General features: G+C 62.9%; 11 protein-coding genes. 8 read left to right on the top strand and 3 right to left on the bottom strand.

The features are described from left to right. Window positions 1-62 precede the first annotated feature (62 nt). From NKH98_RS28935 to NKH98_RS28945, 3 genes are read right to left on the bottom strand one after another with little or no spacing between them, the layout of a single operon-like run. Complete coding sequence (locus tag NKH98_RS28935) at window positions 63-986, bottom strand: carbohydrate kinase family protein (RefSeq protein ID WP_352903620.1); 924 nt, start codon at window positions 984-986, stop codon at window positions 63-65. Continuing rightward, window positions 983-1,429 carry an RbsD/FucU family protein gene (locus NKH98_RS28940; protein ID WP_352647146.1) on the bottom strand — a complete coding sequence of 149 codons (447 nt, stop codon included), beginning with the start codon at window positions 1,427-1,429 and terminating at the stop codon, window positions 983-985. Before NKH98_RS28940 ends, NKH98_RS28935 begins: the two co-directional genes overlap by 4 nt. A 2-nt stretch (window positions 1,430-1,431) precedes the next feature. Beyond that, entirely contained in the window at window positions 1,432-2,661 is a 1,230-nt protein-coding gene (locus NKH98_RS28945) for an ROK family transcriptional regulator (protein WP_352479481.1), read from the bottom strand. A 266-nt stretch (window positions 2,662-2,927) separates the two neighbouring features. On the opposite strand from NKH98_RS28945, the gene NKH98_RS28950 reads away from it, so the two are divergent. From NKH98_RS28950 to NKH98_RS28985, 8 genes are all read left to right on the top strand, one after another. Next, window positions 2,928-3,905: a sugar ABC transporter substrate-binding protein gene (locus tag NKH98_RS28950; protein ID WP_502894341.1), complete on the top strand. Its 978-nt coding sequence runs from the start codon at window positions 2,928-2,930 to the stop codon at window positions 3,903-3,905. A 154-nt stretch (window positions 3,906-4,059) separates the two neighbouring features. Continuing rightward, window positions 4,060-5,121, top strand: coding sequence for an ABC transporter permease (locus NKH98_RS28955; protein ID WP_352903623.1), 1,062 nt, complete (start codon window positions 4,060-4,062; stop codon window positions 5,119-5,121). A 2-nt stretch (window positions 5,122-5,123) separates the two neighbouring features. Further along, on the top strand, window positions 5,124-5,906 hold the full coding sequence (locus NKH98_RS28960) for an ATP-binding cassette domain-containing protein (protein ID WP_254819893.1): 783 nt from the start codon (window positions 5,124-5,126) through the stop codon (window positions 5,904-5,906). Window positions 5,907-6,081: 175 nt separating this feature from the next. Continuing rightward, on the top strand, window positions 6,082-8,550 hold the full coding sequence (locus NKH98_RS28965) for a glycogen/starch/alpha-glucan phosphorylase (protein WP_352903625.1): 2,469 nt from the start codon (window positions 6,082-6,084) through the stop codon (window positions 8,548-8,550). Window positions 8,551-8,696: 146 nt separating this feature from the next. Further along, window positions 8,697-10,913, top strand: a complete 2,217-nt coding sequence (gene glgB / locus NKH98_RS28970; protein ID WP_352903627.1) for a 1,4-alpha-glucan branching protein GlgB — start codon at window positions 8,697-8,699, stop codon at window positions 10,911-10,913. Window positions 10,914-10,948: 35 nt separating this feature from the next. Further along, window positions 10,949-12,214, top strand: coding sequence for a glucose-1-phosphate adenylyltransferase (gene glgC / locus NKH98_RS28975; protein ID WP_352903629.1), 1,266 nt, complete (start codon window positions 10,949-10,951; stop codon window positions 12,212-12,214). Window positions 12,215-12,217: 3 nt separating this feature from the next. Then, window positions 12,218-13,663: a glycogen synthase GlgA gene (gene glgA / locus NKH98_RS28980; protein ID WP_352903631.1), complete on the top strand. Its 1,446-nt coding sequence runs from the start codon at window positions 12,218-12,220 to the stop codon at window positions 13,661-13,663. A gap of 3 nt (window positions 13,664-13,666) precedes the next feature. Continuing rightward, window positions 13,667-15,295 carry an alpha-D-glucose phosphate-specific phosphoglucomutase gene (locus NKH98_RS28985; RefSeq protein WP_352903633.1) on the top strand — a complete coding sequence of 543 codons (1,629 nt, stop codon included), beginning with the start codon at window positions 13,667-13,669 and terminating at the stop codon, window positions 15,293-15,295. Window positions 15,296-15,490: the final 195 nt, after the last annotated feature.

The raw sequence follows: 15,490 nt of genomic DNA on the forward strand, positions 1-15,490 counted from the left end.
GCCGGGTCGACGAAACATAAAGTGATCGCGGCAGACAGGTGCTTGAGCGTGTTGCCAGCCGGTCAGGCGATTTCATGCCGCCATGGCGGGTTGGCGCCGGCCCGCGAGACCGTCACAGCCGCGGCTTTCGCGCCGAGCGTCAGCGCCTTATGGATGGCTTCTTCCGGCAGGCTGGCGATTGCCGTCTTCGACAACAGGCCCTGTTCGTGCAAGGAGGCAAGGATGCCGGCATTGAATGTGTCGCCGGCGCCGACCGTATCGACCACCTCGACCTTGTCCGGCACGACCGTGACCCGGTGCCGGCTGCTGTAGCCGACTGCGCCCTCGCTGCCGTGGGTGACCACGATCAGCTTCGGGCCGCGCTCCAGCCAGTTGCGCACGACGTCCTCATGCGAGCCGGCTTCGCCGAACCAGTTCAGATCCTCGTCCGACAATTTGACGATGTCGGCCATCGCCATCATGCCGCGGATGCGCCTGAGGTGCTTGGCCTTGTCGGGAATGAAGTTTGGCCGGATGTTGGGGTCGAGCATCATCACTCGGCGCTCATGCTCGCGTCGCATGAACTCTTCATAGGCCGACCCGGCCGGCTCCGAGATCAGGCTGATGGCGCCGAACAGCATGGCCTCGATCTCGCTGCCGAGTTCCGGCAGGTCCTCGATGGTCAGCATGCGCCCGGCGGTGTTTTCGTCATAGAAGGTGTAGGTCGCCTGGCCGTTGTTGAGCCGCACGAAGGCGAGCGTAGTCGGGCGCGGCGAGGTGTGTGCATAGGTGGAACTGACCTTGCTGGCTCCCAGTGCCTCCCTGAGCTGGCCCCCGAACAGATCCGACGACAGGCCGGAGAAGAAGGCAGCGGGCGCGCCGAGCCGGCCAAGCGCAATTGCCGAGTTGAAGACGGCACCGCCGACATAGGGCGCGAAGGCCGACTCGCCCTCCGTCGTGGTCCGCGGCAGCATATCGATCAGGGCTTCGCCACAGCAGAGGATCATGAAGTCTTGCTTTCCGGCGGATAGATCACGCCCTTGCGAATGATGATGTTGGCATAAAGCCGCGGCTCGCTCGTCGCGACGATCGCGTGTGCGGCCTTGACCCGTGCATAAAAGTCGGCGCCGGCAAGCGCAACCACCTTGCGGCCCGGCGCACGGCTGGCGCAGATCGCTTCCATCTCATGGTGAACCGGATCGGCGAGCAGGGGATCGCCTTTGGCCGAAGCGCGAAACAGCGCCTGCGGCACGGCGTCGTCGACCGGCAATACGCTCAATACCGCATCGAGCACCGGAACGAGATGATGACCGTCGGCGCGGATCAGCCGCTGTGCCTGCTGCTCGGCCGGGTAGTTGCCGTCGACCAAGGCGATCTCGTCGCCATGGCCCATGGCGCGCAATATCGCCAGAAACTCCGGGCCGAGCAGCGCCGGGATGCCGATCAGCATGCTCAGAAGCTCCGGGAAATCGTGGTCGAGCCGATAAGGAAGCGCTCCGACAGCGGCAGGCTGGCGCCACCCAGCGCCCGCGCATGGATGCCGACGGTTCCCTCGCGAATGGCCGGCAGCCTCAGGCCCTCGCCGTCGATCCGGCCGATGGCCTGGATGACGGCATCGACAAGCCGCCTGCGCACGGCAATCGGCATCCACCCGTCGATCACTGCGGCTTCGAAATCAATGACGGAGGACGCCGAAACGATGGCATAGGCCAGCGCCTGCGAGGCGCTGGCGATCCAGTCGTCGAGCTCGGCGCCGATCTCGCCCCAGTCCCCCGGTGATGTCCACAGATGCGAGGCCTCGATGCCACGCGCGTTGAGCGCCTTTTCCAGCATGGCGATCGACGCCACGTCGATCAACTGCGTCGGCTTGCCGTCCGGCCCGGGCACCGGCATCGAGCCCAGCGCGCCGGCATTGCCGGTTGGGCCGCCAAACAACCGGCCGTTCAGCACGATGCCGCCGCCGGCAAAGGCGCCGATGTAGAAATAGACGAAATCGCGTGCCGCACCCGCCGCGTGGCCGAACACGAGCTCGGCACCGCAGGCCGAGGTGGCGTCGTTCTGCAGATAGACTGGAAATTCGCATTGCGCCTGGATGTCGGCGCGGATGTCGCGATGGCGCCATTCGTCCATGATTTCGCGCGGTGCGCCGGCGGTATCGGCCCAGTTCCACAATTCGAACGGCATGGCGATGCCAAGCCCGGCAATGCGCTTGTCCTGCGCCGGGGTGAGCTCGCCGCGCATCTTGTTCATGCCGCCTGTGACGAATTCCACCGTCTCGCGCGGGGCAGGGTAGCGGTAGGAATGCTGCAGCATCGAGCGTACGTTGCCGAGGAAATCGATCAGCACCAATTCGGCGCTGCGGCGGCCGATCTTCAGGCCGATGAAATAGGCACCATCGGGATTGAGCGCCATGGGTATCGAGGGCTGGCCGATCTTGCCGCGCAACGGCGCCTGGCGGACGAGCAGGTCGTCCTCCTCCAGCTCGCGCATGATCACTGAGACCGTCTGCGCCGAAAGGCCGGTCATGCGTGCAATGTCGGATTTGGCCAGGCTGCCATGCTGGCGCACCAGCGACAGCACCAGCCGCTCATTGTGGTCCCGCATGCCGCTTTGATTGGTGCCGCGGTGCAGACGGCTTTCGGCCGCATTGGGCGAACCGTGCCTCGTAACGCCGGTCTCCACCCTGTTCCTCCGTCGTTTCCCCTCAATGCTTTTGGTCTAGAGTGGGTGAACAATCCTGCGTTGTCAATAATAAATAAGAGTGATTTAATTATTGACAGTGCTGGCGGACTGGTGTCTCTTGGGATCGGCGCCGATGCTGGGAGATTTCGTCGGACGCGCTGCAGATGTCGGTTGGCCGGCATCCTAAATGGTTCCATGGGAGGAAAATCGTGACCACGTCAAAACTGTTGAAATCCACCGTGTTCGCCGCGGCCGGACTGAGCCTGATGGCCTTTGCGTCGACGGCATCGGCCGCCGGGGTCGGCGCCTGCTTGATCACCAAGACCGACACCAATCCCTTCTTCGTCAAGATGAAGGAAGGTGCGACGGCCAAGGCCAAGGAGCTTGGCGTTGATCTCAAGACTTACGCCGGCAAGATCGACGGCGACAGCGAGAGCCAGGTGGCTGCAATCGAGAGCTGTATCGCCGACGGCGCCAAGGGTATCCTCATCACCGCGTCCGATACCAAGGGCATCGTGCCGACGGTGAAGAAAGCGCGGGACGCCGGGCTGTTGGTGATCGCGCTCGACACGCCGCTTGATCCGATCGATGCGGCTGACGCGACCTTCGCGACGGACAATCTGGAAGCCGGCAAGCTGATCGGCGCATGGGCCGCTGCGACGCTCGGCGATAAGGCCAAGGATGCCAAGATCGGCTTCCTCGACCTGACGCCGTCGCAGCCGACGGTCGACGTGCTGCGCGACCAGGGCTTCATGATGGGCTTCGGCATCGACGTGAAGGACCCCAACAAGATTGGCGACGAGGACGACCCGCGCATCGTTGGCCATGACGTGACGAACGGCAATGAAGAGGGCGGCCGCAAGGCGATGGAGAACCTTCTGCAGAAGGACAACACCATCAACGTCATCCACACCATCAACGAGCCGGCAGCTGTCGGCGCCTACCAGGCGCTCAAGGCCGTCGGTCTCGAAAGCCAGGTGCTGATCGTCTCGGTCGACGGTGGTTGCCCCGGGGTGAAGTCGGTCACCGAAGGCGTGATCGGCGCTACCTCGCAGCAATATCCGCTGCAAATGGCGGCGCTCGGCATCGAGGCGATCGCCACTTTCGCCAAGGACGGGACGAAGCCGAAGCCGACCGAAGGCAAGAACTTCTTCGACACCGGCGTCAACCTTGTCACCGACAAGCCCGCCAACGGTGTGAAGTCCATCGACACCAAGGAAGGCCTCGCCAAGTGCTGGGGCTGAGGCTGGCCTGACCGGCAACAGATCGCGATCGGCCGGGGCTTGATCCCCGGCCGCTCAGGGTGGACGATGTGCCGGTCTAAACGCAAAGAGTCCCGGCGGCAGACCGGAAGGCGTGGACGGCGTTGGCTCTTGGCTGAAGCCCAGGGGAGGAAACATGTCTCAAGCACAAGAATTCGAAAAAGTTCTATCGAGCAGCGACACAAGCGTCGCCGCGTTCGACGAGCATAAATCGGCCGTCAAGCGCGCCCAGCATTTCCTGCATTCCACGCCGGCAGCGGTGCCGCTGATCGTGCTGGTTCTCGCGATAATTATCTTTGGCATCACCATCGGCGGGCGTTTTTTTTCATCCTATACGCTGACGCTGATCCTTCAGCAGATCGCCATTGTCGGCATTCTGGGCGCCGCGCAGACGCTGGTGATCCTGACCGCCGGCATCGACCTGTCGATTGGCGTGATCATGGTGATTTCGGCTGTGATCATGGGCAATTGCGCGGTCAGCTACGGTATGCCGGCCGTGCTCGCGGTGGCAATCGGGCTTATCGCTGGTGGCGCATGCGGCCTGCTCAACGGGGTGCTGGTCGCCTACATGAAGCTGCCGCCCTTCATCGTGACGCTAGGCACCTGGAACATCGTCATGGCCACCAACTTCATCTATTCGGCCAATGAGACGATCCGCGACACCGACGTCGACGTTCAGGCGCCTCTGCTGCACCTGTTTGCCTTGAGCTTCAAGGTCGGCACGGCCGTGCTGACGCTTGGCGTCATTGCCATGGTCGTTCTCGTATTGGTCCTCTGGTACGTGCTCAACCACACCGCGTGGGGCCGCCATGTCTACGCGGTTGGCGACGATCAGGAGGCCGCGAAACTGTCGGGCATCCAGACGAAGAAGGTGCTGATGACTGTCTATGCCCTTGCCGGGCTGATTGCCGCCTTCGCAGCCTGGGTCTCCATCGGCCGCAATGGCTCGATCTCGCCTTCCGCCGCCGTGACCGACTACAATCTTCAGGCCATCACCGCGACGGTGATCGGCGGTATTTCGCTGTTCGGCGGCCGCGGCTCGATCCTCGGCACGCTGTTCGGCGCCATGATCGTCGGCGTCGTCTCGATGGGCCTCAACATGCTGGGCGCCGATCCGCAGTGGAAGGTGCTGCTCACCGGCGTGCTGATCATCGGCGCCGTGGCGATCGATCAATGGATCAGAAAGGTTTCGGCATAGCCATGACCCAGGAACCCATCCTCACCGCGCGCAGCCTGGTCAAGCGCTACGGTCGCGTCACCGCACTCGACAATGCCGATTTCGATCTCTATCCGGGCGAAATCCTTGCCGTCATCGGCGACAATGGCGCCGGCAAATCGTCGCTCATCAAGGCGATTTCCGGCGCGGTCGTGCCCGATGAAGGTGAGATCCGGCTTGAAGGCAAGCCCGTTGCCTTCAAGTCGCCGATGGAGGCCCGCGAGGCCGGCATCGAGACCGTCTACCAGAACCTGGCTCTGTCGCCGGCGCTGTCCATCGCCGACAACATGTTCCTCGGCCGGGAGATCCGCAAGCCGGGGTTCCTCGGCGAATGGCTGCGCATGCTCGATCGCCCGGCGATGGAAAAGCGCGCCCGCGACAAGCTCACGGAGCTTGGCCTGATGACCATCCAGAACATCAGCCAGGCCGTGGAAACGCTTTCCGGCGGCCAGCGTCAGGGTGTGGCGGTGGCGCGCGCCGCCGCCTTTGGCAGCCGGGTGGTGATCATGGATGAGCCGACGGCCGCACTTGGCGTCAAGGAGAGCCGCCGCGTCCTCGAACTGATCCTCGACGTGAAGAAGCGAGGCCTGCCGATCGTGCTGATTTCACACAACATGCCGCATGTCTTCGAGGTGGCGGACCGCATCCACATTCACCGGCTTGGCCGTCGCCTGTGTGTCATCGATCCCAAGCAGCATACGATGTCCGACGCCGTCGCCTTCATGACCGGCGCCAAGGTGCCGCCGGAAGCGGCGCTGGCAGCTTGAGCAAGAGCTTGAGGCCCATCGCCGAGGAACCCGAACGCGCTGTTTCCAAATGCCAAATTGCCGCAGGGCAACCCGGCTTTCGGTCGACTGAATCGATTGAACATCCGGTGGGATACACTAGCATTGGTAGAGATGGTGAAAGCCGCATGATCCTGGCAACGTCACGAGAGGCAGCATGACGCGCGCGATGACAACCGAAGCTCCTCCGCCCACACTCGAAAACCCGGATCCCAAGACGCTCGCCGACGAAGTCTTGCAGGCCCTCAAATACAGGGTCGGCAAGGGCACCAACGTTGCAACCCAGTACGACTGGCTCACCGCCTCGATCAAGGTTGTGCGCGACCGCATCGTCGATCACTGGATGCAGGCGACCCAAGAGGCCTACGCCCAGCAGGAAAAGCGCGTCTATTACCTGTCGCTGGAATTCCTCATCGGCCGCCTGATGCGCGATGCCTTCTCCAATCTCGGCCTGATGGACAATATGCGCGAGGCGCTGTCGTCGCTTGGCGTCGACCTCGACATCATTGCAGCGCTCGAACCGGACGCTGCCCTTGGCAATGGCGGTCTTGGCCGGCTCGCCGCCTGTTTCATGGAAAGCATGGCTACCGTCGATATCCCCGCGCATGGCTACGGCATTCGCTATGCCAACGGCATGTTTCGGCAGGAGATTCATGACGGCTGGCAGGTGGAACTGCCCGAGACATGGCTCGATCACGGCAATCCCTGGGAGTTCGAACGCCGCGAGCGCTCTTTCGAGGTCGGCTTCGGCGGCTCGGTGGAATCGATCACCTCGAAGGACGGCAGGCTCGAGCGCCACGTCTGGAAGCCGACCGAACATGTTCTGGCCGTTGCTTACGATACGCCAGTGGTCGGCTGGCGGGCCAATCGCGTCAATACGCTGCGTCTGTGGTCCGGCATGCCGGTCGACCCGATCCTGCTCGACAAGTTCAACGCCGGCGATCACATCGGCGCGCTCGCCGAAAGCAACAAGGCCGATGCATTGTCGCGCGTCCTTTACCCGGCCGATTCCCACAAGGCCGGCCAGGAGCTGCGACTGAGGCAGGAGTATTTCTTCTCCACCGCCTCGCTGCAGGACATCGTCCAGCGTCATCTCAGCCAGTATGGCGACTTGCAATCGCTGCCCGACAAGGCGGCGATCCATCTCAACGACACCCATCCGGCGATCGCCGTAGCTGAGCTGATGCGCCTGTTGATGGATGTCCACGGCATGGATTTCGACCAGGCCTGGAGCATCACCAAGCGCACCTTCGGCTACACCAACCACACGCTGCTTCCCGAAGCGCTGGAAAGCTGGCCGGTGCCGCTGTTCGAGCGGCTGTTGCCGCGCCACATGCAGATCGTCTATGCGATCAACGCCGAAGTGCTGCTCGAGGCGCGCGCCTCCGACCAGTTCTCGGACGAGCAGATCAGCCGCATTTCGCTGATCCAGGAAAATGGCGATCGCCGCGTGCGCATGGGCAATCTGGCCTTTGTCGGCTCGCACTCGATCAACGGCGTCTCGGCCTTGCACACGGAATTGATGAAGGAGACGGTGTTTGCCGATCTCCACAGGCTCTACCCGGACCGCATCAACAACAAGACCAACGGGATCACGCCGCGGCGCTGGCTGATCCAGTGCAATCCCGGCCTCACGACACTCACCCGAGAGGCGATTGGCGACGGCTTCCTCGACGACATCGACGAGATAAAGCGGCTTGATCCTTTCGCCGGGGACGCCGCGTTCCGAGACAAGTTCGCCGCCGTCAAACGGGCGAACAAGACGAGGCTTGCCAATCTTGTTGCCGACCGGCTCGGCATCAAGGTGGACCCCTCGGCGCTGTTCGACATCCAGGTCAAGCGCATCCACGAATACAAGCGCCAGCTCTTGAACATTCTCGAAGCGGTCGCGCTTTACGACCAGATCCGCTCACATCCAGAGCGCGACTGGATGCCCCGCGTCAAATTCTTCGGCGGCAAGGCGGCGCCCAGCTATCACAATGCCAAGCTGATCATCAAACTTGCCAACGACGTCGCCCGTGTCATCAACCGCGACCCCGCGGTGCGCGGCTTGCTGAAAGTGGTGTTCGTGCCGAACTACAATGTCAGCCTGGCCGAGATCATGATGCCGGCCGCCGATCTTTCGGAGCAGATATCGACCGCCGGCATGGAAGCCTCCGGCACCGGCAACATGAAGTTCGCGCTGAACGGCGCGCTGACCATTGGCACGCTCGACGGCGCCAATGTCGAGATCAAGGAATGCGTCGGCGACGACAACCTCTTCATCTTCGGCCTGACCACAGAGGAAGTCGCCGAGCGGCGCAACAATGGTTACGATCCGCGCGCCGTGATCGAGGGCTCGCCCGAATTGGCGCAGGCCCTGTCGGCGATTTCATCGGGCGTCTTCTCACCTGACGACCCGGACCGTTATCGCGACCTGATCAACGGTCTTTACCAGAGCGACTGGTTCATGGTCGCCGCGGATTTCGATGCCTACGCCGCAACCCAGCGCGACGTCGATGCCGTCTGGCGCAACAGCCCGGACTGGTACGCCAGAGCCATCCGCAATGTGGCCCGCGTCGGCTGGTTCTCGTCCGACCGCACGATCCGCCAATATGCGAAAGACATATGGCACGTGCCCGCCTGATATGATTGCATGAGACCACGGACAATGTGGCCCTGGTGGAGTGGATTTGACCCTCGCATCCTTTGGAGGGTCAGGCGGCATGCGAATGTCGAATTCAAAACTCCACTAGAAACATACACTTGGTGCCCGGGGAGGATCACTGCCTGATGAGCAAGCCGCGCGAGACCGTTGCGACAAGCGGGCCGGACGGACTGGCGCAAACCAGCGATGTCGCGGCGATTGTCGCGGGCACGCACGGCGACCCGTTTGCCGTGCTCGGCGTGCATGAGGCAGGGAAGGGATTTGTCGCCCGTTGCTTTGTTCCTCATGCCGAGTCCGTCACTGCCTACACGCTGACCGGCAAGAAGGCCGGCGAGCTGTCGAGGCGTGACGATCGCGGCTTCTTTGAAGGCAAACTGTCGCTGCGCAAACGCCAGCCGCTGCGCTACCACGCCAGGAACGCCGGCGGTGACTGGTGGCTGACCGATCCATATTCCTTCGGCCCCGTGCTCGGTCCGCTAGACGATTATTACATCGCCGAAGGATCGCATCTCAGGCTGTTCGACAAGCTCGGCGCCCATCTCATAGACCATGAAGGTGCATCGGGCGTACATTTTGCGGTGTGGGCGCCCAATGCAAGGCGCGTCTCGGTGGTCGGCGACTTCAACGAGTGGGACGGCCGCAGGCATACCATGCGCGTCCGCCGCGACACCGGCATCTGGGAGCTGTTCATTCCCGACATCGGCGCTGGCCGCCCTTATAAGTATGAAATCATCGGGCCGGATGGCGTGAGATTGCCGCTCAAAGCCGATCCGTTCGCCTTCAAGTCCGAACTGCGCCCGGCCACCGCCTCGGTGACGGCTTTACCGCCGGCGCATGAATGGGGTGACGAGGCGCACCGGAACTACTGGCGCAATGCCGACCACAGGCGCGAAGCCGTATCGATCTACGAGGTCCATGCCGGGTCATGGCGGCTTCACGACGACGGCAGCTTCCTGTCTTGGGATGAGCTCGCCGACAGGCTGATCCCGTACGTGGTCGAGACCGGTTTTACCCACATCGAATTCATGCCGATCTCCGAACACCCTTATGACCCGTCCTGGGGCTACCAGACGACGGGTCTTTATGCGCCGAGCGCCCGCTTTGGCGATCCGGACGGTTTTGCCCGCTTCGTCGACGGCGCCCACCGTGCAGGCATCGGCGTCATCCTCGACTGGGTGCCGGCGCATTTCCCTGTTGACGAACACGGTCTGGCAAAGTTCGACGGTACCGCGCTCTACGAACATGCCGATCCGCGCAAGGGCTTCCATCCCGACTGGAACACAGCGATCTATAATTTTGGGCGCCGCGAAGTGATTTCGTTTCTGGTCAACAATGCGCTGTTCTGGGCCGAGAAATATCACGTCGACGGACTGCGCGTCGATGCGGTCGCCTCGATGCTTTATCTCGATTATTCGCGCAAGGCCGGCGAATGGATCCCCAACGAGAAGGGCGGGCGCGAAAACCTCGAGGCGGTCAGCTTCCTGCAGCGTATGAACAAGGAGGTCTACGGCCACCATCCGGGCGTGATGACCATCGCCGAGGAATCGACCTCGTGGCCGAAAGTCTCGCAGCCGGTGCATGAAGGCGGGCTGGGCTTCGGCTTCAAGTGGAACATGGGCTTCATGCACGACACTCTGGAGTATTTTTCCAAGGAGCCGATCTTCCGCAAGCATCACCACAACGACATCACCTTCGGCCTGGTCTACGCCTTCAGCGAGAATTTCGTGCTGCCGCTGTCCCATGACGAGGTGGTGCACGGCAAGGGCACGCTGCTCAACAAGATGGCCGGCGACGACTGGCAGAAATTCGCGACGCTGCGCGCCTATTACGCCTTCATGTGGGGTTATCCCGGCAAGAAGCTGTTGTTCATGGGCCAGGAGTTCGCGCAGCGCCGCGAGTGGAGCGAGGCGCGCGCGCTCGACTGGAACCTGCTCGATTTCCGGCTCCACCGTGGCGTCTGGCAGACGGTGCGCGACCTCAACTATCTCTACCGCTCGCGCCCGGCGCTGCATGCCCGCGACTGCGAGCCGGAGGGCTTTTCCTGGCTGATCGTCGACGACAGCGCGAACTCGGTCTTTGCCTGGCTGCGCAGCGCGCCGGGCGGCAACCCGGTCGCCGTCATTTCCAACTTCACGCCGGTGCCGCGCGACAATTACCGCGTGCCGTTGCCGCAGGCCGGAAAATGGCGCGAGATCATCAACACCGACGCCACGGACTATGGCGGTTCCGGCAAGGGCAACAGCGGCGCGGTCGAGGCTCGAGCGGAAGCGGGAGGAGGCATCTCGGCGACGATGCTTTTGCCGCCATTGTCGACGATCATGCTCGAATTCGTCCCGGACTGAGCTATGTCTGGAGCATCTAACCTGGGAGGATAGGAATGGCTGAAATAAAACGAGCCCAGCCGCTGGCACGCGACGCCATGGCTTACGTGCTGGCCGGCGGCCGTGGCAGCCGGCTCAAGGAACTGACCGACCGCCGTGCCAAGCCGGCGGTCTATTTCGGCGGCAAGACCCGCATCATCGATTTCGCGCTCTCCAATGCGCTCAATTCCGGTATCCGCCGCCTCGGCGTCGCCACCCAGTACAAGGCGCATTCGCTGATCCGCCACCTGCAGCGCGGGTGGAACTTCCTGCGGCCCGAGCGCAACGAGAGTTTCGACATCCTGCCGGCCAGCCAGCGTGTGTCGGAAACGCAATGGTACGAGGGCACCGCCGACGCCGTTTACCAGAACATCGATATCATCGAGGCCTATGGGCCGGAATACATGGTCATCCTGGCCGGCGACCATGTCTACAAGATGGACTACGAAATGATGCTGCGCCAGCATGTCGACGCCGGCGCCGACGTCACCGTCGGCTGCCTCGAAGTGCCGCGCATGGAAGCCACCGGCTTCGGCGTCATGCATGTCGACCCCAAGGACACCATCATCTCCTTCATCGAAAAGCCAGCCGATCCGCCGGGCATTCCCGACAAACCGGATTTTGCGCTGGCCTCGATGGGCATCTATGTGTTCAAGACCAAGTTCCTGATGGAGCAGTTGCGTCGCGATGCGGCAGAGCCCGGCTCGAGCCGCGACTTCGGCAAGGACATCATCCCCTACATCGTCGAGCACGGAAAGGCGATCGCCCATCGCTTCGCCAAATCCTGCGTGCGCTCGACCGCCGAGAACGAGGCCTATTGGCGCGACGTCGGCACGGTCGACGCCTATTGGGAGGCCAATATCGACCTGACCGACATCACGCCGGAACTCGACCTCTACGACCGCGACTGGCCGATCTGGACTTACGCCGAGTTGAAGCCGCCGGCAAAGTTCGTGCATGACGAGGATGGCCGCCGCGGGTCGGCCGTGTCGTCTCTCGTGTCGGGCGATTGCATCGTTTCGGGCGCTTCGCTGAAGCGAAGCCTGATCTTCACCGGCGCGCGCATCAATTCCTATTCGACACTGGAGGAGGTCGTCATGCTGCCCGACGTCCATGTCGGCCGCAACGCCAGGCTGAAGCGCGTAGTCATCGATCACGGCGTCAGGATTCCGGAGGGGCTGGTGGTCGGCGAGGATCCCGTCCTCGACGCCAAGCGTTTCCGCGTTTCGGAAAAAGGCATCTGCCTGGTCACGCAGGACATGATCAACAGGCTGGGATCGTAGTGCATGCAGGTTCTGTCGGTGGCGCCCGAGATCTTTCCGCTGGTCAAGACCGGAGGGCTCGCCGACGTAACCGGCGCCTTGCCCATGGCATTGGCCGGCAAGGGCGTCACCATGCGCACGCTCGTCCCCGGCTACCCGCAGGTGATGGGCGCCTTCAAGAAAAAGAAGGCGGTTCAGCAATATCCGTTGCTGCAGGGCGGCAAGGCGTCGGTGCACGCCGTCCAGATCGCCGGCCTCGACCTGTTCGTGCTCGACGCGCCGCATCTTTTCGACCGCCCCGGCGGTCCATACGGCAACGCGACCGGCGCCGACTGGCCGGACAATTGGCGGCGGTTCGCTGCCTTGAGCCAGGTAGGCGGCGACATCGCTGGGGGCTCCATCTCGGGCTACCTGCCCGATATCGTCCATGCCCATGACTGGCAGTCGGCAATGACGCTCGCCTACATGCGCTACGGCAAGGCGGTCGGCACGCCGTCGATGATCACCGTGCACAACCTCGCCTTCCAGGGCCAGTTCGGCGCCAGCATCTTTGGCGAGCTTGGCCTGCCGGCGGCGGCGATGGCGCTCGACGGCGTCGAATATTACGGCGGCGTCGGCTTCCTCAAGGCCGGCCTGCAGGCCGCCTGGGCGATCACCACGGTCAGCCCGACCTATGCGCAGGAAATCCGTTTGCCCGAATTCGGCATGGGCCTCGACGGCCTGATCAACATGCGCTCCGTCGATCTCCATGGCATCGTCAACGGCATCGATACCGAGATATGGAACCCGGAAACCGACAAGCATCTGGTCTCCAACTACACGGCAAAGACGCTTAAGGCGCGAATGCCCAACAAGGCCGCGGTCGAGGACCGGTTCAGCCTCGATCGCGATGACAGCCCGATCGTCTGCGTCGTCAGCCGGCTGACCTGGCAAAAGGGCATGGACATATTGGCTGCGGCCGTCGACGGCATCGTCGCGGCAGGGGCACGGCTGGCAATCCTTGGGTCTGGCGACGCTGGGCTGGAAGGCACGTTGCTTGCCGCCGCAGCCCGCCATCGTGGCCGCATCGGCGTCGTCGTCGGCTATGACGAGGGGCTCTCCCACACCATGCAGGGCGGCTGCGACGCCATCATCATCCCGTCGCGCTTCGAACCTTGCGGGCTGACGCAACTTTACGGCCTGCGCTATGGGTGCGTGCCGGTCGTCGCGCGCACCGGCGGCCTTGCCGACACGGTCATCGATGCCAACGAAGCCGCCATCTCTGCCGGCGTGGCGACCGGCTTCCAATTCGCGCCCGCCAATGCCGGCGCCTTGCTGCACGCCGTCCGCCGCCTTGTCGAGGCGCATGCCAATCCCGCGGTGTGGACGTCGATGCAGCGGCAAGGCATGAAGGCCGACGTTTCGTGGGACAAAAGCGCCGAAAAATATGTTCAACTCTATCGCTTGCTGCTTTCGAAAAGGGCTGCCTGACTGATGATCCGCACCGTCGCCACCAAACCCTATCCCGACCAGAAACCCGGCACCTCCGGGCTGCGCAAGAAAGTCCCGGTGTTCCAGCAGGAGCACTATGCCGAGAACTTCATCCAGTCGATCTTCGACGCGCTGGATGGATTCGATGGCAAAACCCTGGTGATCGGCGGCGACGGCCGCTTTTATAACCGCGAGGTCATCCAGAAGGCCATCGCCATGGCCGCGGCAAACGGCTTCGGTAAGGTGATGGTCGGGCAGGGCGGCATCTTGTCGACGCCGGCCGCTTCGCATGTAATCCGCAAATACAAGACCTTCGGCGGCATCATCCTGTCGGCCAGCCACAATCCGGGTGGCCCACATGAGGATTTCGGGATCAAGTACAATGCCGGCAACGGCGGCCCGGCGCCGGAAAAGCTGACCGACGCAATCTTCGAAAAAACCAAGGCGATTTCAAGCTTCAAGATCGCCGATATCGGGCCGGTCGACATCGACACGATCGGCACGGTCAAGGCGGCTGACATGACCGTCGAAATCATCGATCCGGTTGCCGACTATGCCGATCTGATGGAAAGCCTGTTCGATTTCAAGGCCTTGCGGGCGCTGTTCAAATCGGGCTTCCGCATGCGCTTCGACGCCATGCATGCGGTGACAGGCCCCTACGCCAAGGAGATCCTCGAAAACCGGCTCGGCGCGCCGAACGGCACCGCCCGCAATTTCATTCCGCTGCCGGATTTCGGCGGCCACCATCCCGATCCCAATCTGGTGCATGCAAAACACCTCTACGACGAGATGATGGGCCCGAATGCGCCCGACTTTGGCGCTGCCTCTGATGGCGATGGCGACCGCAACCTGATCATCGGCAAGGGCATTTTCATCACCCCGTCGGATTCGCTGGCCATGCTGGCTGCCAACGCCCATCTGGCGCCGGGCTACAAGGCCGGGCTGAAAGGCATAGCCCGTTCGATGCCGACCAGCGGTGCTGCCGACCGCGTCGCCGAAAAGCTCGGCATCGGCATCTATGAAACGCCGACCGGCTGGAAGTTTTTCGGCAATCTGCTCGACGCCGGCATGGCGACGATCTGCGGCGAGGAGAGTGCGGGGACCGGCTCCAACCATGTACGCGAAAAGGACGGCCTGTGGGCGGTGCTTTTGTGGCTCAACATCCTTGCCGTGCGCGGCGAAAGCGCCAAGCAGATCGTCACCCAGCATTGGGCAGCCTACGGCCGTAACTACTATTCGCGGCACGATTACGAGGAGGTCGAGACCGACCGTGCCAATGCGCTCGTCGACGAACTGCGCGCCAAGCTCGGCTCGCTGCCTGGCACCAGCGTGCGCGGCATGACGATCGCCAGCGCCGATGATTTCGCCTATCACGATCCGGTCGACGGCTCGGTCAGCAAGAACCAGGGCATCAGGGTGTTGTTCGAAGGTGGCTCGCGCGTCGTCTTCCGCCTGTCCGGCACCGGCACCTCGGGCGCGACACTGCGGCTTTATGTCGAGCGCTACGAGCCGGACAACAGCCGCCACGATCTCGACACCCAGGAGGCGCTTGCCGACCTGATTGCGGCGGCCGACGATATCGCCGGGATTCGCAGCCATACCGGCCGCGCCAAGCCGAGCGTGATTACGTGACTTTGGTTGACAGCCGGCCGTCTGAGTTCGGCCTGCGTTGCGAGGCTCCCCCTTCTCCCCTTGTGGGCCTGTTGCGTAATTCGCTGATTGTGATTCTCTTAGACGAAGGTCGGAGGGAATCGCGATGGCAGTGAAGCAGATGGGCCAGTTGAGCTTGGCGGAGGCTTTTCTGGGCGGCAAGTTGGCTGGCGGTTC

This window comes from Mesorhizobium sp. M0833 (genome assembly GCF_040319905.1).
Taxonomy (GTDB): domain Bacteria; phylum Pseudomonadota; class Alphaproteobacteria; order Rhizobiales; family Rhizobiaceae; genus Mesorhizobium.

Coding starts and splice junctions, on each gene's coding strand:
- glgB (WP_352903627.1), top strand. CDS start 8,697: ATGAGCAAGCCGCGCGAGACCGTTGCGACAAGCGGGCCGGACGGACTG.
- NKH98_RS28955 (WP_352903623.1), top strand. CDS start 4,060: ATGTCTCAAGCACAAGAATTCGAAAAAGTTCTATCGAGCAGCGACACA.
- NKH98_RS28965 (WP_352903625.1), top strand. CDS start 6,082: ATGACGCGCGCGATGACAACCGAAGCTCCTCCGCCCACACTCGAAAAC.
- glgA (WP_352903631.1), top strand. CDS start 12,218: ATGCAGGTTCTGTCGGTGGCGCCCGAGATCTTTCCGCTGGTCAAGACC.
- glgC (WP_352903629.1), top strand. CDS start 10,949: ATGGCTGAAATAAAACGAGCCCAGCCGCTGGCACGCGACGCCATGGCT.
- NKH98_RS28960 (WP_254819893.1), top strand. CDS start 5,124: ATGACCCAGGAACCCATCCTCACCGCGCGCAGCCTGGTCAAGCGCTAC.
- NKH98_RS28950 (WP_502894341.1), top strand. CDS start 2,928: ATGGCCTTTGCGTCGACGGCATCGGCCGCCGGGGTCGGCGCCTGCTTG.
- NKH98_RS28985 (WP_352903633.1), top strand. CDS start 13,667: ATGATCCGCACCGTCGCCACCAAACCCTATCCCGACCAGAAACCCGGC.
- NKH98_RS28935 (WP_352903620.1), bottom strand. CDS start 986: ATGATCCTCTGCTGTGGCGAAGCCCTGATCGATATGCTGCCGCGGACC.
- NKH98_RS28940 (WP_352647146.1), bottom strand. CDS start 1,429: ATGCTGATCGGCATCCCGGCGCTGCTCGGCCCGGAGTTTCTGGCGATA.